Consider the following 24,692-nt stretch of genomic DNA (forward strand, 5'->3'; position numbering starts at 1 on the left):
TCTTATGTATCATTCCCGTCTGCAAGTTCAATGCGATCCGGACTATTCCGAACTTCTCATGGCAGAAATTGCTGACGCAGGATTCGAAACTTTTTTAGAAACCGATAATGGTTTTGAGGCTTACGTTGAGATGGAGAAGTACGATAAAGAGCAACTTCAGAAAATAAAAGAAAAATACAGCGCGCAGACACCTGTGACATTTCTTGAAGATCGGATAGAAAAACAAAATTGGAATGAACAATGGGAGAAAAGCTACGAGCCCATTATTGTTGAGGACCAATGCTTGATTCGCGCAGACTTTCATAAGATAGACACGAAATATCCCTATGAGTTAATCATCACGCCAAAGATGTCCTTTGGAACGGGGCATCACCAAACAACTTACCTGATGATCAAGAATCAGATGACAATAAATCATCGAGGAAAACGTGTTATGGATGCAGGCTGTGGAACAGGAATACTTTCAGTGATGGCTTGTAAACTCGGTGCCAGGGAAATAGAAGCCTTTGATATTGATGAATGGAGCGTTAGCAATGGAAAAGAAAACATCGAAGTAAACGGATGCTCGAATATACACCATCAACAGGGTAAACTAAGTGAGCTAAATTTTAATGGTAAATTCGATATTATCCTCGCTAACATCAATAAAAATGTTTTAATCGAAGAGATGAATTTGTATGCCGGTTATTTGGCTACGCAGGGACAGCTTTTACTCAGCGGTTTTTACACGGAAGATATTCCAGATCTTCTTGAAAGCGCTTCGCTGAATAACCTCAAGGAAATAAAAAGGGATGAGCGTGATCAATGGGCAGCTTTGCTATTGGCAAATTGACTCTCCCACCGCTTTAACTTGACAGATAAATTTTAGATTTCTACTCAATCAAGATTCGTCTAGGTCGCAAGAAGCATTTCCATTTTTCTTCGGAAAGCCTCTATGCCAGTTGTAGGGTTACTTCTTCTACCTCAATTAACCCGCTATCCGTCTTTGAGATTCATAAAAAAGGGATACGAAACGTATAAATCTAAAGAGTACGATTCAACATGCCAATCCCTGAAATTTTACAAAACATTTTGCGGAATAATTGTAACTTGTGATAAAGGTGTATTCACGCTAAACAACTTGATCATGAGCACCACGCTAACACCCCAGCAAATCGAGTCCTATCATCAGAATGGATATCTCGTGATGAAGAAATTCTTTTCCGATGCCGAAGTAAAGAAAATGTATGAGACAGCACTTGAAGATGATGCGATGAGAAAAAATGCATTGGATCTAAACGATCAGTCGGGCAAGAAAACCAAACTATCGTTGTGGTTTACGCCAGGCAACGACGTCTTTGGGTATATGACCAGGAGTCAACGCATGATCCATGCCATCAAGCCTCTTCTTGACAGCGATGCGCCTGTATGTCATTTCCATTCCAAACTCATGCAAAAGGAACCGCGTGTAGGCGGTGCGTGGGAATGGCATCAAGATTATGGGTATTGGTACAAAAACCAGTTCATGTTTCCAGATCAACTGATCAGTGTCATGGTTGCTCTTACGGAAGCTAATAAGGCAAATGGTTGTCTTCAGGTCATTAAAGGCTCACACAAACTTGGCCGTGTCAACCATGGATTTGCAGGCGAACAAGTAGGCGCTGACATGGTGATGGTAGAAAATGCTTTAAAGTCAATGCCATTGGTTTATTGCGAGCTTGAGCCTGGCGACGCGTTGATATTTCACAGTAATATTTTACACCGTTCTGAAGCGAACCTTTCTGATCGTCCACGTTGGTCCATCATTTCATGCTACTGTTCCCAATCCAATCTTGCTTATAATGAAACGTCAACATCCTGGAAAGTACCGGTAGATGTGGTACCTGACGAAGCTATTTTGACATGGGAAGCTGAATCATTATCCAACGCCGATTTCTTAAGAAAAGAAAATGATCCTGCGTTGAAGGAAACCGGCTGGGAAAAGGAAGTGACTGTAAAGGGAAATGCTTAAATCGTAATCTTGCGGTTGATAATTTTTAGGAAACATATGGGCAGATATGTTTTCCCGGCACGCGCACAAGTAATATTCTCATGGCTATGTGTACTTAACACATTCGGATGGACGTGCAATTTCTAAAAAAGAACTTCCAACATAGCATTCATCCCTGTATATTTCTTTCCTTAATCCATTCTTTATGAAACCGACTGTGTTTGCCAAGCTCTCCGTAATGATGCTGCTAGAGTATTTTATTTGGGGCTCATGGTATGTTACGATGAGCACCTACATGTCGGAGTTCTTAAAATCGTCAGGTGTGCAGATTGGTGCGGCATACAGTGCATTAGCAATAGCAACAATGATTTCTCCATTTTTTATTGGAATGGTAGCCGATCGTTTTTTTGCTGCCCAAAAAATCATGGGAGTGCTCCATTTACTAGGAGGCGTGTTGTTGTACTTAGCAACGCAAATTACAGACAATACCACATTTTATTGGGTTATTGTTTTTTACTCACTATTATATATGCCGACTATTGCCCTATCCAATAGTATTGCCTTTCATCAAATGACCGATCCTGGAAAACAGTTTCCCTGGATTCGTGTATTCGGAACAGTCGGATGGATTGCAGCTGGATTGATGATAGCCGCCTTGTCGATTGAAAAGACGCCATTAACATTTCATATGGCGGCTATTGCCTCCGTTGGTTTAGGATTGATCAGCTTCATTTTGCCAAATACGCCTCCAAAAGGTAAGCCAGCAAGTTCAAGCGCATCAGCTGTGTTAGGCACGGAAGCGTTCGTATTGTTCAAGGACAAACCTTACTTTGTTTTCTTTATAGCCGCCATTCTGGTTTGTATCCCGCTGTCATTCTACTATGGATTTGCCAATTTGTTTCTCAATGAATTGGGCATGGAAAACGCCGCGGGAAAAATGATTCTGGGTCAGGTGTCCGAAGCTGTATTTATTCTCGCCATTCCGTTCTTATTTAATAGTATTGGAGTCAAAAAGATGTTGCTGCTGGGAATGACTGCGTGGATTCTGCGATACGTATGCTTCGCTTATGGGAACGTTGAGTCTAACTTATGGATGCTGTATGCCGGGATCATCCTTCATGGAATTTGTTACGATTTCTTTTTCGTAACCGGATACATGTATACCGAGGCGAAAGCAGGCGAAAAAATAAAGAATGCAGCTCAAGGGCTGTTTACCTTTGCAACGTACGGGGTAGGCATGTTCATCGGAACATGGTTCTCTGGATTTACCACCGACCATTACACCATTGACGGGGTGCATCAATGGAAGGAGATCTGGTTTGTACCCGCCTATATAGCCATCGCCGTATTGCTCTATTTTATTTTCTTCTTTAAGGAAAAAACAGAGATTAAGGCTGCCGGTACGAAATGACACAAACAAAACATCATATTAACGCAACAAACTAAAATTATCAGGATATGAATATTGCAATGCTAGGTTCGGGGTTTATTGGTAGGTTTTATGCGGATTCCTTGCAAGGATATCGCAGTAAAGATAAAATTGTCAGCGTTTTCTCGCGTCGTGAAGAGAGTACTAAAAAATTTGCCAGTGATTACAACGTGGCGTTTGCTACCACAAATATGGAGGAAGCGATCAATAGGCCCGAGGTTGAGGTAGTTTGTATATCACTTCCAAATAATCTCCATGAAGAGGCGGTCATGTTATGCTGCAAACATAAAAAGGCAGTGATCACCACGAAACCTCTTGGCAGAAATGCCGCAGAAGCTAAACGTATGTTAGAAGCGGTAGAGAAAGCCGGGATATTCAATGGGTATCTCGAAGATCTGGTATACACGCCTAAATTCATTAAAGCACTTGAAAGCGTGAAGAATGGAGCGCTGGGGAGAATTCTTTGGGCGAAATCCCGGGAAACACATCCCGGCCCACACAGTGATTGGTTCTGGGATATTGAACAAGCCGGTGGTGGCTGTATTCTTGACCTCGGCTGCCACTGCGTTGAAATCACCCGCAGCTATATTGGGAAAGACATCAAACCCATTGAAGTAATGTGTTGGGCCGATACCCAGGTTAAACCCATTGACGCGGAAGATCATGCTATTGGCCTTGTGAAGTATGAAAACGGTGCAGTTGGCCAATTTGAGGTAAGCTGGACCTTCCGCGGAGGACTTGATTTGCGCGACGAGGTGATGGGTACAGAAGGAACAATATGGATCAATAATTTTTTAAGAACTGGCTTTGAAATGTTTACTACCGGAAAAGCTGCCAATTATGTTTCTGAAAAAGCTGAAAGCGATAAAGGATGGTTATTTCCAGTAGGCGATGAGTTGAACGAACTTGGGTACAATCATATGTTTATGGACATGTTCCAATCCATCGAACAAAAGAAACAACCTAGGGAAACGTTTTATGATGGATACGTCGTAAATGCTGTGCTAGACGCCGCCTATAAATCGGCAAAAACAAAACAATGGGAACCGGTTGTACTGGATGTCTGGCGTGGGAAATCAGGGTTTACAAAAGACAGCCATCTGCAGGAATACGATGGAGACCATTACCTCGTGAAAGAGGAAGTGACACATTACGGTGCTAAGAAAGTTATCTTAAAGAATAAAAAAAGCGGAAAAATTATTGAGAAGGTATTAGCGTAGCACTTCACATTAAAGAGACATTCCGGCGTTGTTATCTCATGAAGATCGATGCAAACCTTTCTCCCAGGATCTTTCTGGAGTAAGCAGACTCAGCCAGCAGGCGACTTGCCTGCTGGTATTGTTTCAATCTTTGAGAATCGGAAATAAATGGTTCAATTTTTTTTACCATATCTGTGGGTCGCTTGGAGTCGACATAAACGCCGCATTTCCTGTTTTCAATTTCACTTTTTATCCAACCGCCAAAATTCACAAGGATGAGCTTACCTGCTGCCAGTCCATCAAAATACTTATTGGGAGAGCCCGTCTCCAGCACAGGCAACGGTTTATAGCAAATGAATGTGGCATCGGTGACGTTCATTATTTCATTTACGCCATTGCGATTTTGAAAAGGAAGAATTGATAAATTTTTCAATGCATATTGCTTAGCAATCCTTTTGAAATATTCTAACAACGCTCCGTCGCCGCATAACATAAAATGTATTGGTAATCCGGCTTGCTGACAAGCTCTTGCGCATTCCACATAAAAATCCAACCCATTAGCAAGTCCTATGGCGCCAATATAGGAGACCACAAATTTTTCTTTTACGCGAAATTTCTCGACCAGCACCGGGTCTTTTGTTTGAGGCTTGTAAAAAGCAGTGTCGGCCATGTTGGGAATTAAGTGAACAAGTTTCCCCGGTACTTTCTTTTCGATAGCAGCTTTAATCATTGGCGATAATGCGACAACGGATTCAGCTTTCCGATAAAGGAACTTTTCCAATCCGTATAAGAATGATTTAAGGAAATAGTTATTTACAAAACCCATTTGAATGGGGGCTTCCGGCCATAAGTCGCCTACTTCAAAAATGTATTTTATTTTATATCTTAACTTAATCCAAAAGGCCGCTAGTCCTATCGTTAGTGGAACTGAAATTGCATAACAAGTATCAATACTCTGTAATTTTCCCGTTAGTCTGATCACTCCCCAGTTATACCTGAAAAAAGAAAAACTCCTTTTCCAAAAGCCAAACCGATTATTATAAGGGACTGGTAAATAATGAACTTCAATTCCTTCAATATTTTCTAATTGGTAGTTCTTCCCTCCATAGCCCGTAATAACCACCACTTGAACATTGCGGTCGACAAGCGCCTTGGCCAAGTAATAGGAACGAAGTGAACCACCACTTTCAGGAGTATTGAAATGTTGATGAAGCAGGAGTACTTTCACCTTGCAAAGAAAAGAATTGTTGTGTGTGTTCTGTTTATGGGTAAGTATTTTTTGATTTGTGAAGAATATCGAAGTGCCTTGTAAAGGATATTAAACAGTGGAGAAGGCACGAAATATGTATTAGAATGAATGGCTAAGAACTTAATCATTCATAAACACGCTTATAAACTACATTAAATAATTACAGCCATGATCAAAAAAATATTAACGGCAGTTCTTCTGATTACCATGCTTAGTACCGGCTTTGGACAGACTAAACTTTTTAATGGTAAAAATCTTAAGGGATGGAAAGTACACGGCACGGAAAAGTGGTATGTAGAAAACGGAGAGCTTATATGCGAAAGTGGCCCAGACAAACAATATGGCTATCTGGCAACTGAAAAAGACTACAAAGACTTCGAGTTGACTGTTGAGTTCAAGCAAGAATCTAACGGTAATAGCGGTGTATTTTTTCACAGCACTATTGATGGAACGAAGATCACCGGCTGGCAGGCAGAAGTCGCGCCATTGGGTCACCATACCGGCGGAATTTATGAGTCGTATGGAAGAGGGTGGCTGATACAACCAGACGCAAGCCTTGAAAGTGTTTTAAAAGAAGGATCGTGGAATACCCTTGTGGTTAAAATGAAAGGCGACGTGGTCGAAACCTTTTTGAATGGCACAAAGATGGCCACCTTCAAAGATGAAAAGATTGGTACAGCAACCGGAAAGATCGCACTCCAAATACACGATGGTGGTGGCGTAAAAGTGCGCTGGCGCAAAGTAGAAATCAAAAAGCTTTAAAAAGACAAAGCTCTCGCTTCGATGGAGGCGAGAGCTTTATTTTTAGGAAGAACGCTCCTGCAAAGTTTTGGAGTAGCTCAAGATAGAAAGTACAGTACTTGAAGATGGTTCAAGCTCCGCAGCATCCATGTCCTTTTTTACACTACATAAGTCGGTATAAAGCGCTTTTAACTCGTTATCTAAAATAAGTGCTTTATCAATTTTGCGGTTCTCCTCCTCCGTCGTCTCTCGGTATAAATACCTGATCAAATCCGTTTGGGTAAAAGTTTGTATCATAGGCTCTGTGTTTGACCATCTTCTTACGCAGATTAATGAGTGCATAACGCATTCTTCCCAATGCGGTATTGATGCTCACATCTGTACGTTCAGCGATCTCCTGAAAACTCATTTGCAGATAATGTCTCATAATTAAGACCTGCTTCTGCTCTGTGGGTAGCTCCTTAATATAATCCCTGAGCTTTGTTCGTGTATCCCTGAAGATTTGCTTGTCTTCAGCAGATTCATCGGCGAAGTCCATAGAATCAAATATTCTGCTCCCGTCTTCCAAAACCACTTCTGGATATCGTTTGTTCTTTCTAAAGTTATCTATCGCCAGATTGTGCGCAATCCGGCTGATCCAAGGCAAAAATTTGCCTTCCTCGTTGTACCGTCCACCACGAATTGTATTGATGGCTTTCACGAAAGTCTCTTGCAACAGATCTTCAGCGGTATACCTGTCTTTGACGATCAGATAAATCGCTGTATAAATTCTGGATTTGTGGCGATGTAGGAGCATTTCGAAAGCTTCATCGTTACCGTTTTGATATAGCGACACTAGTTGGGAGTCGCTTAATCTACTGTCAATCATTCTGTCTCACATTTAGGTAACGTAGAGGTCTCTTTCGATATTGTGCGGGGTTAATAGAACAATTAGTTTGAAAAGATAGAAAGTTTTTGATATCGCGCCAAAAAAAACTTAAAAAATTCTTGCCTGTCATACACTTTGTTTAGCTAATTGCTCGAAATTCCAGTGTTCCTATTGTATGGCCATTAGCAAGAAAAAAATTATTAAGAGTCTTGAAAATCTTTCCGAGGATTTAGTTGAATTAATTCATCAGCAGTATCCAAATGGTTATCAGGCAAGTATCTCACGCATTACTAATGCAAAAAAAGAGCCGATTTTCGTTTTCCCCTTGGATACTGAAGATGCAATTTATTTGATTAAAGTTCCTGTAACTAAAAACAGCTCAGGCGAATACGACGTCGATTCGAAGGAGGAGGATGATTTAGAGAAGGAAGATGCGTTTGATTCAGGTGACGATTTCGAGGCGGCAACTGGCGGAGACGCGGACGCTGACTATGATGAGGAAGGTGGAAGCCGGGGAAACCGAGAGGCAAGCTATGATCCTGACTTTGATAGCTAGTTAAAAGTTGTGTTTAAAGGCCGAAACCGGTCTTTCCAACACAAATCTAGTTCTTGAAATACTCATAACTGGACGTCAATGTCCGAATGGGCCGCAAAGATTAAATTTTGCGGCCTTGCTCTTTTGGGCCATGGCTATAAGAGTTTAAGAATTGACACTATCCATCAGTAAATTCTTTAAGTTTATCCCTTGGCACCAAACTTTATGTTGAAAAGCTAAGTTTACCAGAGGGTAATTGAAATAATTTGAACACACAGGTGAGCCAACAATCTTTAGCCAAGGATTCTCTTTTAGATGAACTGGACCCAAAAGAATTTATAATAATAAAACGTGCCAGGGTTAATAACCTGAAAAATCTAAGTGTAGCTATTCCGCGAAACAAGCTCGTGGTTATAACGGGGCTTTCGGGATCGGGAAAATCCTCCCTTGCATTTGATACACTTTTCGCGGAAGGTCAACGCATGTACGTTGAAAGTTTGAGTTCCTATGCGCGGCAATTTCTGGGACGAATGGAAAAACCCGAAGTGGATTACATCAAGGGTGTTTCTCCGGCCATCGCCATCGAACAAAAGGTTAACACACGGAACCCTAGGTCTACCGTTGGAACGACCACAGAAATCTATGATTATCTTAAACTTCTTTTCGCGCGTATTGGCAAAACCTATTCGCCCATCAGCGGTCGAGAAGTAAAAAGGGATACCGTCACGACGGTTATTGACTACATTAATAAGTTGGGCAATGGAACGCGGATCATGGTTGCATGTCCCTTAACAATCAAGAAAGGGCGCAAATTAAGTGATGAGCTCAATCTCTTGTTAAGCAAAGGTTATGCAAGGATTCTCATCAATGGAGAAGTAAAATTCATTGAAGAACTTGTGGCTGCACCGCCCGTAAAAGAGAAATCAAAATCTGCCAAAACCAAAAATGTAAAAGACGACGTTTACGATGTCCTGATAGATCGCGCCAGTGTAAATCCTGAAGACGAAGACACGATTTTCCGATTATCTGATTCTGTGCAGACGGCTTTTTTTGAAGGTGAGGGAGATTGTACAATTTACATTGAAGGAAAAGCTAAAGTAAATTTCACAGATCGTTTTGAACTTGATGGAATGACTTTTACAGAACCTTCCATCAACTTCTTTAGTTTTAATAATCCATTTGGCGCATGCCAGACGTGTGAGGGATTTGGAAAAATTATTGGTATTGACGAAGACCTCGTTATTCCCGACAAATCACTTTCCGTTTACGAGGGGGCTATCGCTCCATGGCGGAGTGAAACCATGGGCGAGTGGCAGAAACCATTGGTAAAAAACGGTATCAAGTTCGATTTCCCAATCCATCGCCCCTATAACGAACTTACAAAAGAACAGCAGGAGTTACTTTGGAATGGCAATGAGCACTTTGACGGTCTCAATGACTTTTTCAAATACCTCGCATCCAAAACTCATAAGATTCAATATCGCGTATTGCTCTCCCGTTACCGGGGAAGAACTACTTGTCCCGATTGTCGTGGCACCAGATTAAGAAAAGATGCACAGTATGTTAAGATTGCAAACACGTCCATCACCGATCTGGTATTAATGCCAATCGAAGACTTGCTGACTTTTTTCAATGGAATTAAACTTCTCGAATACGATAAGAAGATCTCTGACCGTATTCTTAGCGAGATTAAGTCGCGGTTGGAATATATGGATAAGGTTGGATTAGGCTATCTGACGCTCAACAGGCTAACCTCGACTTTGTCAGGAGGCGAATATCAACGGATCAAGTTGGCCACGTCGCTGGGCAGTGCCTTGGTAGGGTCTATGTACGTATTGGACGAGCCTAGCATTGGTCTCCATCCCCGTGATACTGATCGTATGGTGACCGTTTTGAAATCTTTGCGTGATCTTGGCAATACGGTGATTGTGGTGGAGCACGAAGAAGAGGTAATGCGGGCTGCAGATCAAATCATTGATATCGGACCGGACGCTGGAAGTCATGGCGGGGAATTGGTATTTCAAGGGACGTTGGAAGAACTGGATGGAAATGTAAAATCACATACAACGGACTATCTAAGCGGCAGGGAAAAAATTCCTGTGCCGGCTGCGAGAAGAAAATGGAAAGATTCTATAACGGTGGTAGGAGCACGTGAGAATAATTTAAAGAACCTCACTGTAAAATTCCCACTTGGTGTTTTAACAGTGGTAACTGGGGTAAGTGGGTCCGGTAAATCAACCCTAATTAAAAAAATATTATACCCGGCAACGGGTCGTTTGAGCGGTTCCGCTGCCGAATCCCCAGGCAGGTATGACAAGTTGGAGGGAGATATGTCACGAGTCACGCAAGTGGAATTTGTAGACCAAAATCCAATTGGCAAATCATCACGATCAAATCCGATCAGCTACGTTAAAGCTTATGACATCATCCGTCAATTGTATTCAGACCAACCTATCTCGAAGCAGCGGGGATATAAGCCTTCCCATTTTTCGTTCAACGTAGAGGGTGGACGTTGCGAAACATGCCAGGGTGAAGGAGAGATAAAAGTTGAAATGCAATTCATGGCAGACATCTATCTTAAATGTGAGAGTTGCCACGGCAAACGCTTCAAACAAGAAATCCTGGAAGTAGAATACAATGGAAAAAACATTGCTGACATTCTGGACTTAACGGTAGAAGAAGGACTTGAATTTTTCCGCGACAAAAAAGGAATCTATGAAAAAATTCTGCCGCTCAATGAAGTTGGCCTAGGATATGTGAAGCTGGGTCAATCATCGAACTCCCTGAGTGGTGGAGAAGCTCAACGTGTAAAGCTTGCTTCGTTCTTAGGAAAAAATTCCACCGAAGGCCATATTCTTTTTATTTTCGATGAGCCTACTACAGGGCTACATTTCCACGACATTTTTAAGTTATTAAAAGCAATCAATGCCCTGGTTGACGTGGGTCATAGTGTAATTGTTATTGAACACAACCTTGAAGTTATCAAGTGCGCCGATTGGATTATCGACCTTGGCCCCGAGGGTGGTGAGAAGAAAGGTGGTCACATCATGTTTGAAGGAAAACCGGAAGACATGGTGAAGAAAGGTAAGGGTTATACTGCCGAGTTTTTGAGGAAGAAGTTGGGGGAAAAATAAATACTAATCCGAAATTGCCATCGGTACATTCTTACGCACTGCATTATACTCCTCCTTCACGATAGCGTAATAATTTTTTCCAAACGGGTTTGAGAACGCATCGGCTGGATCGCCGAAAAAAAAACAAACCAAGTCTGCCGTAACAGCCTGAACTTGAAGTTTAAGAATATTTTGCAAAATTATATTCGATAAATTCGGATTCCAAAACAGCGACAGCTGATAACAATGAGAATTCTCCTTTTAGGCGCAACCGGAAGAACAGGCAAATATGTTCTTGAAGAAGCAATTCAAAAAGGCTACGACCTTCACTGCTTAGTTAGGAATTCTCAAAGAATAACAATCCGTTCGAAACAACTAACAATCATTGAGGGTAATCCTGAAAATTTAGTCGATTTAGAAAAAGCCATTCAAGGCTGTGAGGCTGTAATCAGTGTTTTAAACGTTTCCCGTACTTCCGATTTTCCGTGGGCAAAATTAAGGACACCTCCAACGTTCATGTCTCAGGTGGTGCGTAACTTAATTCAGCTAGCTGCCACTGTGACCATCAAAAGAATAATCGTTTGCTCAGCATGGGGAGCTTCAGACACGAGAAAAGATTTACCAGCTTTGTTTCGATGGCTGATCGACCACAGCAACATCGGCTATGCTTATCGGGATCACGAACTCCAGGAAAAATTGTTAAAAGAATCCAGCCTTGCATGGACAATTGTCCGGCCAGTAGGGCTGACAAATTCAAAGAAATATCAACAAGTAGTGGAAAGTTATGACAATAAACCGAGACCAGGTATGACGATCACCAGATGTACCGTTGCAAGATATCTTGTTGATGCAATTCAGAATGAGTCGCTGATTCACCAAGCACCCGTGATTTCGGGCGGGTAAGTTTTCCAACCAACCACGAACGAATGCGACTGTCATTCGTCCGACGAGGAGATAGAATGTTTGGCGGTTCAAAAGATTAACCTTTGCAAACCTTTTTTTTCTTAGGATTCTCTAGAAATCAGTGATCTGGTAAATTCGATCAGTGTAGATTTAGCTTTGTCAGAACATTCCAATTGATTTAACTTTAAGAAGCCTCTATTGAAGTATCGTTTAATTCTTTTTTCTGTAATACGGGGTATCATCAACGAATCATAGATATCCTTTACCGCCCTTACCTTTTCGGGTTTGTGAAATTTTTTCAAAGATAGCCATTGCTCTAACTCAAGACGTTGCTTCTTCCGCGCTAGCTCCAGCGATTTAATAAGTAAAAATGTTTTTTTGTTTGCTATGATATCACCGCCAGGCTGCTTTCCGAATTTTTTCGAATCTGCATACGCATCCAGCAAATCATCTTTAAGCTGAAATCCCAGTCCAATATTGATTCCAAATTCACGCAAAGACTTACAATCTTTCTCCGAAGCGTCTGCGAGTATCGCACCAAGTTCCAAACTAAATCCTAGCAATACGGCAGTCTTAAGTTTGATCATGTTCAAATATTGAGGCTCAGTAACATTTTGCAGTGTTTCAAACTCCATATCCCACTGCTGCCCTTCACATACTTCAGACGCACACTTGTTAAAAGCTCTAAAAACTTTTTTTAACCTGCTGTCATCGATATTAAGAAGGCTGTCGTAAACCTTTATAAGCATTACGTCGCCGGAAAGTATGGCAGTGTTCACATTCCATTTCTCATGAACTGTTTGATGGCCTCTTCTTAAAGGTGCCCTATCCATAATGTCATCATGCATCAGTGTAAAATTGTGGAACGCTTCAACAGCGACCGCATATGGCAATATTGACTTTACGTTTTTTTTATAGAGGCTATAAGCCAATAATGTAAACATTGGTCTAAGCCTCTTGCCTCCCAGGGACATGAGATATCGTATAGGCTCATAAAGTGAAAGAGGCTGCGTGCCGTACTTTTGTTTTTTTATTTCGCGCTCAAGGAGCAGGGAAAATTGGCCGGTCATTAAATTTTCTTTTTCAGTATATACTTATACACAAAGAACGTAAAGTTAACGGCATGTTTTATTGATCTCTTTTAATGACAATTCATCTGTAACTTTAAAACGGGGCGTTCAGACTTGTCTGTAAACATGGTTACCTTAAACTACGGTAAAGCTTAACGTCGTCTGGAACGAGAACTTTTTTTCCGAGCTGTGGGACGCCGCTGGCTTTCGAACTCATCCTCTGAATCGAACTCTTTTACCCCTTCTGCTAGAACCAAATCGATCAGCCTTTTATCGATATCAGTTTTTTTAACAAGCACATTAACTTTATCACCCAGCGTAAACACTTTTCTATTTCTTCTTCCCATCAGACGATAATTCTTTTCATCAAACTCATAGAAATCGTCGGTCATATCGGCAAGCCGGATCATACCTTCGCATTTCGTCTCCACAATTTCCACGTAAATACCCCACTCAGTTACTCCCGAAATTAATCCTTCATAAACCTTCTTCTCTGCAGAAGCCATGAACTCAACCTGCTTGTATTTGATAGAAGCGCGTTCCGCGTCCGCAGCTCGTTTCTCACGCTCTGATGAATGCACACACTTGTCCTCATATTCATTTTTGTTCAGGTGTTTTCCATCGTCCAAGTAGTGCTGTAACATGCGATGTACCATCATATCGGGGTACCTTCTGATCGGAGATGTGAAGTGCGTATAGTGCGTAAATGCTAGTCCAAAATGCCCCTTGACATCCGTTGAATATTTGGCCTTGGCCATCGTTCGAATAGCAAGTTGTTCCAGGATATTTTGTTCCGGTTTGCCCTCAATCTCGCTCATTAATTTATTTAATGAGCTTGAGATCGAATTTTCGTCGATGTTCATTTTATGTCCAAACTGGCGGGCAAAGACAGAAAAGTCTTTTACTTTTTCGGGATCTGGAAAATCATGGATACGATAAACGAAGGTATTTTTTTCTTTTGCTTTCTTGTAGTTATACACGAAGGTAGCAACTTGTTTGTTAGCCAAAAGCATAAATTCTTCAATTAGCTTGTGCGCATCCTTTCTTACCTTCGGGATAACAGCAAGTGGTTTGCCTTTTTCATCCAATTTAAATTTCACCTCAGTGGTTTCAAAGTTCACTGCGCCTTTACTGAATCTTTCTTTCCGGAGTTTTTTTGCAATGTCATTCAGTATGCGAAGTTCTTCTGCCATAACTCCTTGCCCCTGCTCCAAGATCACTTGAGCTTCTTCATAGGAGAAGCGAACGTTGGAATGAATAATGGTTCGGCCAAACCATTCCTTTTTAATTTTTCCTTTCGCATCCATTTCAAAAACAGCGGCAAACGTTAACTTATCTTCCCGGGGTCTAAGCGAGCACAATTCATTCGATAGTCTCTCCGGCAACATGGGCACAGTACGATCCACCAAGTATACGGACGTCGCGCGATCAAATGCTTCCTGATCAAGTATCGAATTGGGAGCGATGTAATGAGTTACATCAGCGATGTGAATCCCGATTTCATATAAATCATTGTCAAGTTTTCGGAATGACAATGCATCATCAAAATCTTTCGCATCAACCGGGTCAATTGTAAAAGTTGTTACCTCTCTGAAATCCCAACGCTTTTTAATTTCTTCTTCTGTGATGCCTTCATGGATTTTTTGAGATTCACTGATTACGCGTTCGGGAAACCTGAAAGGCAATTCGAACTCTGCCATAATCGAATGGATCTCTGCTTCATTCTCTCCAGCCTTTCCTAATATTTCAACTACCTTAGCTTCTGGTTTGCGTTCGGCCTCCGCCCATGAAGTAACCTCGATGATGACTTTATCTCCGGTAGTTGCACCATTGATATTTTCGGGATACACAAAAAAGTCAGTATGAATTTTTCGTGCATCGGCCACTACAAAGGCGAAATTTTTTGAGAGCTCAACTCTGCCCACAAAACGATTTCTATTTCGATGAAGTACTTTGACAACTTTTCCTTCCTGATGTTCTCCATGTCGGGTGGGAAAAACTACTATTTGTACAGTATCACCGTCGACTGCCGAACCTAAGTCCCTTCCTTTGACAAAAATATCAGGCTGGTCATTGCCGAGTTTTACATAGCCGAAACGTGAGCTAACATGATCGACAATACCTGTAAGCTCTTCTTCTTTATGATTACTTTTATATGTTCCATTATCAATCTCCTGAATTCGGCCATCTTCTACAAGTTCGTCAACAAGCTGGCCAACCAATTTGATATCTTCTTTTTTCTTAAGAGTGAATTTCTTAATGATTTGCTTAAGCGAGTATGCTTTCCCCTGACTTTGATCCAGCAGGTTTAATAAGGATGTTTGTAATTCACTTTTTCTTTCCTTAGCCGATTTGGCCTTAGTTTTTGTTTTTTTACTCATATGTTGTTATGACCTATCAAGTCCTGTATCAATAACATGATATGGCTTGGAAGGTTGATGTTTGATAGTATTGTTTATTTGGTGCTGTCAGAAAGTTAAAGGATAAAGGTAACCCATCCTTATCAATGATTCCTGAGGATCACTCAATTAACTGCTCTCTATTAATAGTATCTATTCAATTCTTATTCAGCGTTGTGCACAACCAACGCTGGTGTATCGATGCATTTCAACTTCAGGAATAGCCGCGCCAGCACTACTACATCGCGAACACAGTAGTCTTTGATCTTGATCAAATTTTTTTCCTTGTAATACACTGAATTTACCTGGCTTCCGTCTATTCCATCTTTACTGGAAGGTATGTTAAAGATCGAAGCTAACAGATCAAGCGAAGTATAATGTTTATAATCCCCAAATTTCCACATGTCTAACGTATCAAGGTGTTGAACTTCCCAGGACTTTTTGCACATGATATTCAACGTTGCAGGCAATGGAATGCCGTTTACAAGAAGCCGCCGGCACAAATACGGGTAGTCAAATTCTCTGCCGTTGTGTGCGCATAGTTTCAGTGAAGCTGGATCCAATTTCTCAATCATGCTTTTAAATTCCGCTAGAAGTGCTGCTTCATCATCGCCGTAATACGCCTTTGTTCTCAGCCCAAGTTCACCCGATTCCGTTTCGATAAATTTTCCAACAGCTATGCAGATAATTTTTCCAAACTCCGCGTAAATACCTGCTCGTTCGTGGTAGATCTCCTCATCGGTTTGCTCACGTTCGCGTTTAAAAAAAAGAGCCTTTCTCGCCCATTGTTTTTTCAGGCGTTCATCTAAAGTTTCATAATCCTTAGTGCTGGCAACAGTCTCGATATCGAGAAATAATATGTCACGAAGTTCTTGGGTCATTTCACATCGGGTTAGATGCTAAAGTAAGAAATAGTTCAATGGGTCAAAATTCAAGAATGTAAAACTCCCTCCATTTCAAGTTCTTTTATAAACGAAATATTTTCTTCCCGGATGGAGTCCGGAACAAATACAAAGCGCTTATCAAAAATCTGAGGGCCGATATAATAGCTTACCCAATATTCATTGTTAAGATGAAACACCCCCGGGTCAATGGGTTCAATAAGCATAGCGCTTTTTGGAGGAATGGTTTCGAGGTAATGCCTTAAAATTGAAGTCTGCTGGGGTTCTCCGTCTTTTTCACCATAGCCTTTGCTGGCCACCAAAGTATTTTCAATTGCAACATCGTTATTATTAATCAAGTAAACTTTCCATTCTGACGTTTCACCTGGAGTTTGTTTTCGCGCTACGGCAAGCGTAACATTTTTTACTTCTGGTATTTTAATATCTCGAATCATGTCTGACTTTCAAATTCATTTCAAAAAGGCTAATAATTTTATCCTGCAATATTTCCTGAACCTCTTCAATTTTTACACCATGACCCAATTCCATTTCCAGAGAAGTCACTGCTTTATCCTGGATACCACACGGCACAATGTTATTGAAGTACTTCAGGTCAGGGTTCACGTTCAGCGCCAGGCCATGCATCGTTACCCAGCGACTGGTCTTAACTCCAAATGCGCAGATTTTTCTGGGGTTATTGTCGATGTCGATCCATACTCCCGTGAGGCCCGGAATTCTTCCCGCTTCCAATTTAAATTCTTTCAGCGTCTTAATTACAGCTTCCTCTAAAAATCGCATGTACTTATGAATGTCCGTGAAGAAATTTTCTAGATCTATAATCAGATATCCGACGATTTGTCCTGGGCCATGATATGTAATATCACCACCCCGATTGATACGATAATAAGCGGCATTGACAAGCGAAAGTCTTTCTTGATCAATTAGCAGGTTGTTTTCCTTACCACTTTTCCCAAGTGTATAAACATGGGGATGCTGACAAAACAAAAGAAAATTTTCGGTGATCTGTTGATTAGATTGAGGAAGTAAGCGGTTTTCTGTTTTAACCGCGAGGACTTTTTCAAATAAGGCAGTCTGGTAATCCCAGGCTTCTTTAAAATCTATCGAACCCAGGTCCGTTACAGTAATGTTCTTGTTAATAACAGAATTCAATTCAGAATGCAGCTTGATTAATTTTTTCGATTGGATTCATAATGTAGGTTAAGAATGATTTTTCCTTAACCAATTCTACAACACGAAAACCCCTGTAACTCGTTCCCCAACTTCCTCCGAAGTGAGCGTCAAACATGAATGGAATATTCTTTACCATTTTTACGCCATCCTGGTCGTGTTCATGTCCGTGAAACACACCTCGAACATTGGTATACTTTTGTAAAAGCTCAAAGAAAGCCGGTGTTTCAATTCCATTTTTTGTCCATTTGGCTTGTGGGATGTGAATGAAAATAAAAACATTGTCTTGCTTTTTGTTCGCGTCCAGTTTTTCTTTCATCCATTCGAGGTCAGGACTTAAATATTCACCTTTTTCGTTAGAGGTGGTAGCAAGCAGCAGGGTATTTTTTTTTAATTGAACATCATGATTGACCGGCATTCCCCACACCTCATTCCAATACTGGTCACTTACAATATCGTGATTGCCTTTAGTTACATAATATTTTACAGGCAGTTTATCCAGGTGCTGTTTGGCTGGGGTCAGCAATTCCTTTCCATCGTGTATTACGTCACCATTGATGACGCAAAAATCAAGGGTGTTGTTTGCATGAAAATCGGTAACGTGTTTTATCAACGTTTGATAAAAGGAATCAGATTCCGTTCCCGCTTGACCATAGTGGCCATCCGACGCCACCACAAAACGAAGCAAAGAGTTTTTCCTAAGTTCGGCAGCGTCTGCCGGGGTAAGATTAATTACATTTCCACCCAACATCACCAGGGATGCTGATGAAACGTGTTTTATGAAATCTCTTCTGGATAAAGCCATGGGGGTGGTGTTGAAGTTCGATCCGGTGACGGCTTAAGTTATCGAAATTTTTCCAGCTCCTGTTTAACCATAGTGATGGGATCGGTTGCATCCGGATCAATTCCATTTTCTTTTGCCAGGTATAAAGAAATCCAGTCGGTTAAGTGAATCAAGTAATAATACTGTTCAAGGAGGGATGCGCCCTCACCGATGATATCAACGATAGGATTTGATTTTTTCTCAAAGATATCGCGGCAGATCTCCATGCGCTTTTCGACACGTTCATGATCGTGATCTGAATATAAATATACGGGCTGCAATAATGGCATTATGGCTTCTGGAAAACGCCAGCCTGCCAACTCATTATGGTTCATTTCAGGAAATGTATTGATGTGCGCCATCTGTTTTGCGTTTTCATTTATCTGTTGTTGAAAACGTAGGGCCATCGCGTGCAGTCGGTTATCACAATAAATCACAGGAAGCTTTCCCTTCAATTTTTTTGCAATTAATTCCGCCTCTGATTGAATTCCTTTTTCTCCGCTGTCTAAGAACTCAATTGCATTTTCAGTTTCCTTGATGAATGCTGCGCCAATTAAATTGGTGTGATAAAGAATGTACAGCAGTGCATTCATATGATAGGGAAGCAACGCGCGCGGGCAATCGGGTAACGATGGTAGTTGAATATAAAAGAGGTTATATTCTTTACAAATATCCAGTAGCTTACCGGCTGATGCAACAGCAATAACCTGTGCACGTTTGAGCAATGCCTTATGCAAGGCGGCCACCGTCTCCTCCGTTGTGCCGGTATAAGAGCATGCGATAAACAACGTATGTGGACTTACAAACTGAGGAATGTTATAACTTTTGCATACTGTAATCGGAATAGGTATTCTCCCAAAGGTGAGCGACTCAATCAGGTTAGCGCTAATCCCAGAAACTCCCATTCCTGCAATGACAATATTTCGGATATCACTTCCTGGACGGTCAAGATCAAGCGTTCGTCCGATCTTTAAAGCATCACCTAGCTGACGGGTGAAACCCTCTATCGATTTTTTGGTTGTCGACATAATTGTAAATTGGGAATTCAAATGTAGAACATAATTGTGAGCGATAAAATTGAAATAGGCCGGGAAGGCGAAAATCTGGCCGCCGAATTCTTAAAAAACAAAGGCTGGGAAATTATTTCACGCAACTACCGATACGGTAAAGCAGAAATCGATCTCATCATAAAACGAGATGATTGGACAATTTTTGTTGAAGTAAAAACCCGCTCTTCGTCAACTTATGGTGAGCCTGAAGAATTTGTGGATGAGTTTAAAGCAAGACGAATTTATGACGCTGCTGAAGAATACATCTTTGCAACCAACTGGTTGGGTCATGTGAGATTTGACGTGATCTCAATTAAGCTGGGCTCACCTCCCGAGATCATTCACTTTGAAGATGCAATAAACTAAGTTCTTAACTCTTCTTTTCGGTGAGAATTCTCTTTACTATAGTAAAGCTGCTCAATATCAATGCGCTTCCAGCCAGTTGAATCCTACACCCACCTCAACCTCCATTGGAACCTCTAGATGAACAGCATATTTCATGAGGTTGACAACATTCTCCTTGACAACATCAACTTCATCCTTATGGACGTCGAATACCAGTTCGTCATGAACCTGCATGGTCATCTTTGATCGAAGTTTTTCCTTTTCGAGCCATCGGTGAATATTGACCATTGCGATTTTTATAATGTCTGCGGCGCTTCCCTGAATAGGGGCGTTGATGGCATTCCTTTCTGCAAAGCCACGCGTTGTCACATTTCGGGAATTGATGTCGCGCAGATATCGCCTTCTGCCTAACAGGGTTTCCACGTATTCTTTTTCGCGGGCATTATTAATAGAATCATCCATGTAGCGTTTGATGGCTGCAAATTCTGTAAAATAGGCCTGAATGATTTCTTGTGCTTCGCTTCTCGAGATACCAAGGTTTTGCGACAAACCAAAAGCAGTGCTACCGTAAAGAATTCCAAAGTTCACTTCTTTTGCTTTCCGCCGCATATCCGGTGTAACACTCGCGAGGTCAACCTTAAAAACCTTTGCTGCGGTTGTTGTATGGATATCACGTTTGTTTCTAAAGGCTTCAATCATTGTAGCATCCTTAGCGAACGAGGCGGCTATGCGCAACTCAATTTGTGAATAGTCAGCCGACATAAAAAGAAAGTCATCGTTGCGCGCGATAAATGCCTTGCGGATGGACCTTCCTTTTTCTGTTCGGATGGGTATGTTCTGCAAATTGGGGTTGTTGGAGCTCAACCTTCCAGTCACAGCCCATGCCTGCCGATAGTCTGTGTGCACACGTCCGTCTGTTTTGCTGATCATTCTCGGCAATGCATCCACGTAAGTCGAGCGCAGTTTTTCATACTCGCGGAAGTCCAGGATTTTGCGGGCAATTTCATGCTTAGGAGCGAGCGCCACTAAAACATCTTCGCCGGTTGCATACTGACCTGACTTCGTTTTTTTGGGTTTCTCCAACAACTTCATTTTATCAAAGATCACATCTCCAAGTTGCTTGGGTGATCCGATGTTGAACTCTGTTCCCGCCATCTGGAAAATGTCGCGCTGTACGCGTTCGCTTTCCAGGCGCAACTCTTCCGACATTTTAGCAAGAGCAGATACGTCTATGGTCACGCCTTCAAACTCCATCGCGGCCAGCACCCTACTTAAAGGCATTTCAGTATCCATCATTAGCTTAACATGTCTTCGGTGTTCAAGCTCATCATATAATTTGCTCCGAAGTTGTATCAGGAGGTCAGCCCTTTCACAAAGCTTATCTTTTAAATTAGTCTCCTGCGGCGGAAGCAAATCATAATTCAAATACTGAGCGCACAGAATTGCCAAATCATGTGAAGCTTCGGGTTCAATTAGATAATGCGCAATCATCACGTCAAACAACGGCCCGGATATGTCTGCCTGATGCTTTTTTAGGTTCAGAAGTGTTGCTTTGAGATTATGACCCACCTTCATAATCTTGTTATCCCCAAAAACAGGCAGCAATACTTTCACAACTTCTGCTGCCTTTTCCGTCGACTCCGTGGGAATATAATAGGCTTCACTTGCGCGATAAGATATTGCGACCCCTTTTAGCTCGAAATCAAAGTTAACACCATCATCAGTCACAGAATCGATAGCAATCATTTTCTGTTCTTTCAGCTTTACAGTCAGCTCGTTTAGCTGATTAATATTTTCTATCAACTGATATTGAAGGGATTTAGAAGTGAAGTTTTGTTTTTCTCCAACGTCTGGGATACGCGCTGTGGCTTCTTGCTCGAACATTGACAATTGCCCACCCCGTGGCAAAGGTCGCACCGCTTCCGCACTAGGTTCACCAAAGGCGCGAGCCATAATTGACTTAAACTCCAGGTCTGTGAATATAGGTTTTAGTTTTTCAACATCGGGCCCGGTGTATCGCAGGGCGTCCTCATCAAAAGCCACCGGCACGTCGGTGATAATGGTTGCCAGCTTCTTAGACAGAATTGCTTGTTCTCCATATTGAAGAACCAAGTCCTTTTGTTTTCCTTTTAATTCCGAGGCATTGGCAACAATGTTTTCGACGGTACCATATTGCTTTAATAATGTCGCTGCCGTTTTTGGGCCGAAGCCTGGAATACCCGGAATGTTATCTGAAGAGTCGCCCTGTAAGCCAAGCATGTCTATTACCTGAGATACATTTTGGATGTCCCATTTCTCACAAACCTCTTTGACACCCAGAACATCCACGGCATTTCCCATGTACGCTGGTTTGTACAGGAACACACACTCATTAACAAGTTGACCAAAGTCCTTATCCGGCGTCATCATGAAAACTTCAAAACCCTGGGTACAAGCTTGCATCGCCATAGTCCCGATAATGTCATCGGCTTCATAGCCATCCATTTCAAGAATTGGTATATTGAATCCGCGGATGATCTCTTTCACCTTCGGGATGCCAAAACGAATATCTTCCGGAACCTCCTGTCGGGTAGCTTTATACTCTTTAAATATTTCATCGCGGAAAGTTTTCGCTGCGGTATCGAACGCTATTCCAATGTGCGTGGGTTTTTGTTTTTGTAAAACTTCAAGCAAAGTGTTGGTAAATCCGAAGGGTACAGAAACATTTACGCCTTTGGAGTTAATACGGGGAGTTTTAGTGAATGCAAAATGCGCCCGATAGATCAACGCATAGGCATCCAAAAGAAAAAGTTTTTTATCGGGTTTACTCATGCTGCAAAGTATCGCACAATTAGAAAAGAATCCAATGTTTCACGCAAAAGGAAATTATATTTTTAATTTTGACAAGCGAAACAAAATCCCTATGAAAACAAAAGCGTCTGTTACATTTCTGGTTTTAATTCTTCTGCAATTTCATTTTGTGGGGAAGGCCCAACCGGCGGTTCAGGATTCCATACTTATTAAATACATTGATGATTTAAATCGAAAAATCGATAAAGCGGTAGTGGCGAAAGACCTAAAATTCTTAAATCAACACTATGGGGAAGATTTTGTGTTTACGCATGGCACCGGGCTCATTGATTCAAAAAAAAGCTGGCTTGAAAACATACAAAAAAGCAAAGGCTTTGCATCCCGGCTGCATGATTCTACCATCGTGGAGTTGCATAAAGGTATTGCTATCGTGACCGGTAAATTAACCGTAGGTCGCCTTGAACCGGCAAAGGATGGGACAACGAAATACAGCCTGAGGTACGTTCGTGTTTTTGCACTTCGAAAGAAAAACTGGGAAATGATTTCACACCGAACGACATCAGAGTGGCATCACTAACCGATAACCATACCTCAATTAGTGTTTTCTCCTGCTTGTTAGGATAATTTTTTACTTGCGAACTACATTGCAGTCATTTACTCCAACGTTGTTTGTCTTCCATCATCCACGCAAATGCAATCTGCCGGCTGAAAATATTTTAAGACACAAAAAAACGAAGCAGCTAAGTACGCTTAATTACTCAACGTACAGAACCAATCCTTTTAAATACTCTCCCTCCGGATGAAAAATGGAAACAGGGTGGTCGGGCGCCTGTGAGAGTTGATGCAAAACTTTAATCTGTCGTCCGGCTTGTATTGCCGCCGACACAATGGTATCATAAAAAAGCTTTTTATCAACCACTTGTGAGCACGAAAAGGTAAAAATTATTCCGCCGGCCCTGATGATTTTCATTGCCTCTACGTTTAATCGTTGATAGCCTTTAACGGCTTGATGACGTGCATCACGGTGTTTGGCAAAGGCGGGGGGATCCAGTACAATTACATCATACATGTTTTGTTTGTCTTTCATGAAGTCAAAAACGTCTTCGGCAAAACATGCATTGGCGACTGCATTAAATCCATTCAGCTCAATATTTTTTCGCGTTAGACTGATCGCTTTTTCCGATGCATCTACAGAATGGACGAGTTCGGCTTGTGCTACTAACGCATAAATTGAAAATCCTCCGGAATAACAAAATGTATTAAGCACGCGCTTTCCGGTTGAGTAGGTGCTTAGTAGTTTTCTGTTATCTCTTTGGTCAAGAAAAAAACCTGTTTTCTGTCCCTCCTCCCAATCGACCAGAAACCGATTACCGTTTTCATGGATCAGATGAGGCACGCCACTCATACCTAATAAATATTCATCGGAAAAATTTTCACGGTCTTTTCCTGGTAACGTAGTTTGACTTTTATAATAGACTGCTTTTAAATTTTCCTGGAAATTTTGTTTGAGACCTTCTACAATATTATTGCGATCGATATGCATGCCTACTGAATGTGCCTGCACTACAGCTATTCCGTTGTATACATCTATTATCAAGCCTGGCAATCCATCTCCTTCTCCATGAATAAGTCTAAAGGCATTTGTGGAGTCCGAAGGAATGCCGGCGCTTTTCCTAAGCTGTAATGCCCGATGAATTTTTTTTGTCCAAAAATCTGAAGACGGTATACCATCAAATGAAAGCATGCGTACAGTAATACTTCCTTTCTGATAATGACCCGCACCCAAGTGTTTGTTCCGATGGCTCAGCACCTCAACCCAACAGCCATCGGTTAAATCGCCCACCGTTTCTTGAATCGCTCCTGAAAAAATCCATGGGTGAAAACGTTCGATCGAGTATTCTTTGCCTTTCTTTAGAATTATTTTTCCCTGCATGTAGATTAAATTCAGCAAGGCAAAAGTATTTTAAAAAATGGAATGTTTACGTTTTACAAATTAGGTGAGATGGAAAACCAGACAATTGTTGCAAGGAAAGATATCAGCAGGATAATTAATAAAATTCGCAACCTCTTCAGCATACGCTTAGCAGATTCATTCTCTTTATTTTCCATCTTTGGATTAGCCGAATAAAGGTTTTCCATTA

General features: G+C 41.5%; 22 protein-coding genes. 10 read left to right on the forward strand and 12 right to left on the reverse strand.

Annotated elements, in window-relative coordinates; translation table 11 throughout:
• Positions 1–4: 4 nt before the first annotated feature.
• The 4 genes from prmA (at position 5) to P2W71_RS05060 (ending at position 4,618) form a co-directional block, all read left to right on the forward strand.
• On the forward strand, positions 5–832 hold the full coding sequence (prmA, locus tag P2W71_RS05045; RefSeq protein ID WP_276367899.1) for a 50S ribosomal protein L11 methyltransferase: 828 nt from the start codon (positions 5–7) through the stop codon (positions 830–832).
• Between the two features lie 294 nt (positions 833–1,126).
• On the forward strand, positions 1,127–1,990 hold the full coding sequence (locus P2W71_RS05050) for a phytanoyl-CoA dioxygenase family protein (protein WP_276367902.1): 864 nt from the start codon (positions 1,127–1,129) through the stop codon (positions 1,988–1,990).
• A 184-nt stretch (positions 1,991–2,174) separates the two neighbouring features.
• Complete coding sequence (locus P2W71_RS05055) at positions 2,175–3,380, forward strand: nucleoside permease (RefSeq protein ID WP_276367904.1); 1,206 nt, start codon at positions 2,175–2,177, stop codon at positions 3,378–3,380.
• 47 nt (positions 3,381–3,427) lie between these two features.
• The gene (locus tag P2W71_RS05060) at positions 3,428–4,618 is read left to right on the forward strand and encodes a Gfo/Idh/MocA family oxidoreductase (protein WP_276367907.1); all 1,191 of its coding nucleotides are present in this window, start codon (positions 3,428–3,430) and stop codon (positions 4,616–4,618) included.
• Between the two features lie 31 nt (positions 4,619–4,649).
• Here P2W71_RS05060 and P2W71_RS05065 read toward each other — a convergent pair whose 3' ends face one another.
• Positions 4,650–5,825 carry a glycosyltransferase family 4 protein gene (locus tag P2W71_RS05065; protein WP_276367909.1) on the reverse strand — a complete coding sequence of 392 codons (1,176 nt, stop codon included), beginning with the start codon at positions 5,823–5,825 and terminating at the stop codon, positions 4,650–4,652.
• Positions 5,826–6,014: 189 nt separating this feature from the next.
• Here P2W71_RS05065 and P2W71_RS05070 point away from each other — a divergent pair, with 189 nt between their 5' ends.
• Positions 6,015–6,608 carry a DUF1080 domain-containing protein gene (locus tag P2W71_RS05070; protein ID WP_276367911.1) on the forward strand — a complete coding sequence of 198 codons (594 nt, stop codon included), beginning with the start codon at positions 6,015–6,017 and terminating at the stop codon, positions 6,606–6,608.
• A 196-nt stretch (positions 6,609–6,804) separates the two neighbouring features.
• On the opposite strand, the gene P2W71_RS05075 is transcribed toward P2W71_RS05070, so the two are convergent.
• On the reverse strand, positions 6,805–7,455 hold the full coding sequence (locus P2W71_RS05075) for a sigma-70 family RNA polymerase sigma factor (protein ID WP_276367914.1): 651 nt from the start codon (positions 7,453–7,455) through the stop codon (positions 6,805–6,807).
• 175 nt (positions 7,456–7,630) lie between these two features.
• Here P2W71_RS05075 and P2W71_RS05080 point away from each other — a divergent pair, with 175 nt between their 5' ends.
• Both P2W71_RS05080 and uvrA read left to right on the forward strand, forming a co-directional pair.
• Positions 7,631–8,011, forward strand: a complete 381-nt coding sequence (locus tag P2W71_RS05080; RefSeq protein ID WP_276367917.1) for a hypothetical protein — start codon at positions 7,631–7,633, stop codon at positions 8,009–8,011.
• A gap of 257 nt (positions 8,012–8,268) precedes the next feature.
• Complete coding sequence (gene uvrA, locus P2W71_RS05085) at positions 8,269–11,124, forward strand: excinuclease ABC subunit UvrA (RefSeq protein WP_276367920.1); 2,856 nt, start codon at positions 8,269–8,271, stop codon at positions 11,122–11,124.
• A gap of 3 nt (positions 11,125–11,127) precedes the next feature.
• On the opposite strand, the gene P2W71_RS05090 is transcribed toward uvrA, so the two are convergent.
• Positions 11,128–11,301 carry a hypothetical protein gene (locus tag P2W71_RS05090; protein WP_276367923.1) on the reverse strand — a complete coding sequence of 58 codons (174 nt, stop codon included), beginning with the start codon at positions 11,299–11,301 and terminating at the stop codon, positions 11,128–11,130.
• A 48-nt stretch (positions 11,302–11,349) separates the two neighbouring features.
• Here P2W71_RS05090 and P2W71_RS05095 point away from each other — a divergent pair, with 48 nt between their 5' ends.
• Complete coding sequence (locus tag P2W71_RS05095) at positions 11,350–12,006, forward strand: NAD(P)H-binding protein (RefSeq protein WP_276367925.1); 657 nt, start codon at positions 11,350–11,352, stop codon at positions 12,004–12,006.
• Positions 12,007–12,107: 101 nt separating this feature from the next.
• On the opposite strand, the gene P2W71_RS05100 is transcribed toward P2W71_RS05095, so the two are convergent.
• The 7 genes from P2W71_RS05100 to P2W71_RS05130 form a co-directional block, all read right to left on the reverse strand.
• The gene (locus P2W71_RS05100) at positions 12,108–13,076 is read right to left on the reverse strand and encodes a polyprenyl synthetase family protein (RefSeq protein ID WP_276367928.1); all 969 of its coding nucleotides are present in this window, start codon (positions 13,074–13,076) and stop codon (positions 12,108–12,110) included.
• 152 nt (positions 13,077–13,228) lie between these two features.
• A complete protein-coding gene (rnr, locus tag P2W71_RS05105) occupies positions 13,229–15,457 on the reverse strand; it encodes a ribonuclease R (RefSeq protein ID WP_276367931.1) in 2,229 nt (742 codons plus the stop codon).
• A 182-nt stretch (positions 15,458–15,639) separates the two neighbouring features.
• Positions 15,640–16,356 carry a 3'-5' exonuclease gene (locus P2W71_RS05110; protein ID WP_276367934.1) on the reverse strand — a complete coding sequence of 239 codons (717 nt, stop codon included), beginning with the start codon at positions 16,354–16,356 and terminating at the stop codon, positions 15,640–15,642.
• A 50-nt stretch (positions 16,357–16,406) separates the two neighbouring features.
• Positions 16,407–16,811 (reverse strand): hypothetical protein, encoded by a 405-nt coding sequence (locus P2W71_RS05115; RefSeq protein WP_276367937.1) that lies wholly within the window; start codon positions 16,809–16,811, stop codon positions 16,407–16,409.
• Positions 16,795–17,526 carry a lipoyl(octanoyl) transferase LipB gene (gene lipB, locus P2W71_RS05120; protein ID WP_276367939.1) on the reverse strand — a complete coding sequence of 244 codons (732 nt, stop codon included), beginning with the start codon at positions 17,524–17,526 and terminating at the stop codon, positions 16,795–16,797. The genes P2W71_RS05115 and lipB overlap by 17 nt, the downstream gene beginning before the upstream one ends.
• Position 17,527: 1 nt before the next feature.
• Entirely contained in the window at positions 17,528–18,349 is an 822-nt protein-coding gene (locus P2W71_RS05125) for a metallophosphoesterase (RefSeq protein ID WP_276367942.1), read from the reverse strand.
• 38 nt (positions 18,350–18,387) lie between these two features.
• Positions 18,388–19,395, reverse strand: coding sequence for a bifunctional phosphoglucose/phosphomannose isomerase (locus P2W71_RS05130; RefSeq protein ID WP_276367944.1), 1,008 nt, complete (start codon positions 19,393–19,395; stop codon positions 18,388–18,390).
• Positions 19,396–19,431: 36 nt separating this feature from the next.
• On the opposite strand from P2W71_RS05130, the gene P2W71_RS05135 reads away from it, so the two are divergent.
• The gene (locus P2W71_RS05135; protein ID WP_276367947.1) at positions 19,432–19,782 is read left to right on the forward strand and encodes a YraN family protein; all 351 of its coding nucleotides are present in this window, start codon (positions 19,432–19,434) and stop codon (positions 19,780–19,782) included.
• Between the two features lie 57 nt (positions 19,783–19,839).
• Here the strand turns inward: P2W71_RS05135 and polA are convergent, their stop codons facing one another.
• A complete protein-coding gene (polA, locus tag P2W71_RS05140; protein WP_276367950.1) occupies positions 19,840–22,572 on the reverse strand; it encodes a DNA polymerase I in 2,733 nt (910 codons plus the stop codon).
• A 91-nt stretch (positions 22,573–22,663) separates the two neighbouring features.
• On the opposite strand from polA, the gene P2W71_RS05145 reads away from it, so the two are divergent.
• Positions 22,664–23,128, forward strand: coding sequence for a nuclear transport factor 2 family protein (locus P2W71_RS05145; protein WP_276367952.1), 465 nt, complete (start codon positions 22,664–22,666; stop codon positions 23,126–23,128).
• A 177-nt stretch (positions 23,129–23,305) separates the two neighbouring features.
• On the opposite strand, the gene P2W71_RS05150 is transcribed toward P2W71_RS05145, so the two are convergent.
• On the reverse strand, positions 23,306–24,502 hold the full coding sequence (locus P2W71_RS05150) for a class I SAM-dependent rRNA methyltransferase (RefSeq protein WP_346659942.1): 1,197 nt from the start codon (positions 24,500–24,502) through the stop codon (positions 23,306–23,308).
• Between the last annotated feature and the right edge of the window lie 190 nt (positions 24,503–24,692).

The sequence above is a fragment of the Chryseolinea sp. H1M3-3 genome, from assembly GCF_029360725.1.
Lineage (GTDB): Bacteria > Bacteroidota > Bacteroidia > Cytophagales > Cyclobacteriaceae > Chryseolinea.